We start from the raw sequence: 3617 nt of genomic DNA, 5'->3' as shown, positions 1-3617 counted from the left end.
ACGCGCGCGCCGCGGTCGACGCGGCGCTGGCGCACGCCGGCCTGGTCTGATCCCCGTCCGTCATCCTGACGCACGTCAGGATGACGGGGGGACCGACAATTAACGTCCAACGCGATACCACGCCCGCTTCCCCTTCGCCCTCCGACCTCCTACATCGCGCATCCCATGGCACGCCCCCAAACCCCCCGACCTCGAAAAGACCAAGATCGTCGCCGAGAACCGGCGCGCGCGGTACGACTATTATATCGAGCAGGTGTTCGAGGCGGGGATCGCGCTGACCGGCACCGAGGTGAAGGCACTGCGCGGCGGCGAAGGCTCGATCGCGGAGGCCTATGCCGAGGTGAAGGGCAGCACGGTCCAGCTCGTCAATTCGAACATCCCCGAATTCAGTCACGGCAACCGCTTCAACCATGAGCCCAAGCGGCCGCGCAAGCTGCTGCTGCACGAGCGCGAGATCAACAAGATGTTCGGCGCGGTCGCGCGCCAGGGCATGACGCTCGTGCCGCTGATGATCTATTTCAATTCCAAGGGCCGCGCGAAGGTCGAGCTCGCGCTCGCCAAGGGCAAGCAGAACCACGACAAGCGCGATTCGGTGAAGGAACAGGACTGGAAGCGCGAGCAGGGCCGGATCATGCGGGATCGTGGATAGGCCGTGACCAGGGCGCCGGTCGGTCTTTTCGGGCGCCTCGCGGCGTGGTCGCATCGCAATCTGCCGACCCGCGATTCGATGGAGCGCAACCGCCTGTTGCGCCCCGTCGCGCACCGCGTGCTCGCGCCCGAACTGTGGCGCTTCACCCGGCGCTCGGTGCCGCGCGGCGTCGCGCTCGGCATGGTCGCGGGGATCCTCGTGCCGGTCGCGCAGACCCCCGTCGCCGCGTTGTTCGCGCTGCCGTTCCGCGCCAATGTGCCGACCGCCGCGCTGACCACCTTCATCACCAATCCGCTGACGACCCCGCCGCTCTGGATCGCCGCCTATTGGATCGGGTCGTGGATGCTGCGGATCGACGCGCACGTCCCCGGCCAGCCGGTCGCCGAAGCCGCCGCGCAGGCCGACTGGATCCCCTGGCTGATGCAGGCCGGCCCCGCCACCGCTGTCGGCCTCCTTGCCATCACCATCGTCGCCTCGATCGGCGGCTATGCGCTCAGCGCGCTCGGCTGGCGGCTCTGGATTGCCCGCAAGTGGCGGCACCGCCACGATAATCGCGGATCGTAACAATCGTCACTATCTGTCGCCCGACGAATTGACGGAGCGTCTTATCGGCGTAGAACACACCGCATCCTGAAGTTCTTCCCCGAGGGTCCCTGATGCGTACGTCGATTGTCACCGCCATTCTGCTCGCCTCCGCCGCAACGGTCCCGGCCCAGACCAGTCAGACCCCGGCCCGACCGGCCGCCCCGTCGCCCGCGCTCGCCGGTGCGGCCAGCGGTCCCGTCGCGCCGAAGGATGCGAACAAGCCGCAGATCGGCGATTTCGGCTTCGACATGGCCGGGCGCGATACCGCGGTGAAGCCCGGCACCGACTTTTTCGACTATGCCAATGGCGGCTGGGAGAAGGCGACGCCGATCCCCGCCGATCGGTCGTCCTACGGCATGTTCCACGTCCTCCAGGACCTGTCGCTCGAACGCACCCGGACGATCCTCGACGCCGCGACCGCAAAGCCCGGCGACAAGGTCGGTGATTTCTACGCGAGCTTCATGGACGAGGCTGCGGTCAATGCGAAGGGCGCGGGCCCGGTGAAGCCGATGCTCGCCGCGCTCAAGACGACCACAGACAAGACCGCGCTCGTCACCCAGATTGCGAAGCTGCAGCGCCAGGGGGTCGGCGGGCTCGTCGGCGTCGGCGTGCAGCAGGACGACAAGGACCCGACCACCTATGTCGTCGGCTTCGGCCAGAGCGGTCTCGGGCTTCCCGACCGCGACTATTATCTGAAGGACGATGCCAAGCTCGCCGCGGTCCGCACCGCCTATCAGGCGTATCTCGCGCAGATGCTGACGCTCGCGGGCGAGCCCAACGCGGCCGCGCGCGCCGCGGCGGTGTTCGCGATGGAGAAGGGCCTTGCCACCGCGCACTGGACGCGGATCGAGAGCCGCGACGCGGACAAGACCTACAACAAATGGACCGCCGCCGATTTCGCGGCCAAGGCGCCCGGTTTCCCCTGGGCCCAGTACATGACCGCGATGGGCGTCACCGGCCGTCCCTTCTACCTCGTCGCGCAGCCGAGCGCGCTGACGGGCGAAGCGAAGGTCTTTGCCGATACCCGGGTGAACGTCCTTCAGGACTATGCGATGCTCAAGGTGCTGCGCGCCTATGCACCCTATCTCTCGAGCGATTTCGACAAGGCCAATTTCGGCTTCTACGGCACCACCCTGTCCGGCACGCCCGAGCAGCAGGTCCGCTGGAAGCGCGGCGTCTCGACCGTGTCGGGCGCGATGGGCGAGGCGATCGGCGAGCAGTATGTCGCGAAATATTTCCCGCCGGAATCGAAGGCCGCCGCCGACCAGCTCGTCAAGAACGTCATCGCGGCGATGGGCGACCGGTTGCGCAACCTCGCCTGGATGCGCCCGAGACCAAGACCAAGGCGCTCGCCAAGCTTGCCGCCTTCACCCCCAAGATCGGCTATCCGGACAAATGGCGCGACTATTCCGCGCTTCAGGTCCAGCGCGGCGATCTCGTCGGTAACGTCGCGCGCGCCAACGCGTTCGACTATGATCGCGACCTCAAGAAGCTCGGCCAGCCGATCGACCGCGGCGAATGGTTCATGACGCCGATGACGATCAACGCCTATGCCAATCCGACGATGAATGAGGTCGTCTTCCCCGCCGCGATCCTCCAGCCGCCCTTCTTCGATCCGAAGGCGGACCCGGCGATTAACTATGGTGGCATCGGCGCGGTGATCGGTCACGAGATCAGCCACCATTTCGACGATCAGGGCCGCAAATACGATCAGAACGGCAAGCTCACCGACTGGTGGACGCCGCAGGACGTTGCGCGCTTCAAGGTCTTCACCGATGCGCTGGTCAAGCAGTACGACGCCTATGAGCCCTTGCCCGGGCTGCACGTGCAGGGCGGTCTGACGCTCGGCGAGAACATCGCCGATCTCGCCGGGCTGACCGTCGCCTATGACGCCTATCACCGCTCGCTCGGCGGCAAGCCCGCGCCGGTGATCGACGGCACCACCGGCGACCAGCGCTTCTATTATGGCTGGGCGGGCGTCTGGCGCAGCAAGTTCCGCGAACCCGCACTGCGTCAGACCTTGCTGTCCGATCCGCACTCGCCGGGTCACCAGCGCGTCCTCACCGTCCGCAACCTCGACCCCTGGTACGCGGCGTTCGGCGTGAAGCCCGGCGAGGCCAGCTACCTCGCCCCCGCAACCCGCGTCCGCATCTGGTAATCCGCTGACGCCGACCGCCCCAGATATACCCCACCCCGGCGAAGGCCGGGGCCCAGTTGGGGAACAGACGTAACGGCGGATTATCCCTCGTTACCAAACCCTTCCCATCCGTATCTCGCAATCTGTCTCGGCCGACCGCCCGAATTATCCACCACCCCCGGCGAAGGCCGGGGCCCAGTTGGGGGGACAGACGTAATGGCCGACTGTCCATCGTGACCAAGACCT

The 3617-nt window shown here is 66.8% G+C and carries 2 protein-coding genes and 1 pseudogene; all 3 read left to right on the top strand.

Going from position 1 to position 3617, the window contains the following annotated elements; genetic code table 11:
• Positions 1-160: 160 nt before the first annotated feature.
• The 3 genes and pseudogenes from smpB to NI18_RS16715 all read left to right on the top strand — a co-directional run bounded on the left by smpB (position 161) and on the right by NI18_RS16715 (position 3392).
• A complete protein-coding gene (gene smpB, locus NI18_RS16725; RefSeq protein WP_037531610.1) occupies positions 161-649 on the top strand; it encodes an SsrA-binding protein SmpB in 489 nt (162 codons plus the stop codon).
• Positions 650-727: 78 nt separating this feature from the next.
• Entirely contained in the window at positions 728-1213 is a 486-nt protein-coding gene (locus NI18_RS16720) for a DUF2062 domain-containing protein (RefSeq protein WP_052149275.1), read from the top strand.
• Between the two features lie 92 nt (positions 1214-1305).
• Positions 1306-3392, top strand: a pseudogene (locus tag NI18_RS16715) (M13-type metalloendopeptidase).
• Positions 3393-3617: the final 225 nt, after the last annotated feature.

The sequence above is a fragment of the Sphingomonas sp. Ant20 genome (genome assembly GCF_000783375.1).
Taxonomy (GTDB): domain Bacteria; phylum Pseudomonadota; class Alphaproteobacteria; order Sphingomonadales; family Sphingomonadaceae; genus Sphingomonas; species Sphingomonas aerolata.
Note: the sequence above shows the minus strand (reverse complement) of the source record. Positions and strands in the feature narration are given on the sequence as shown.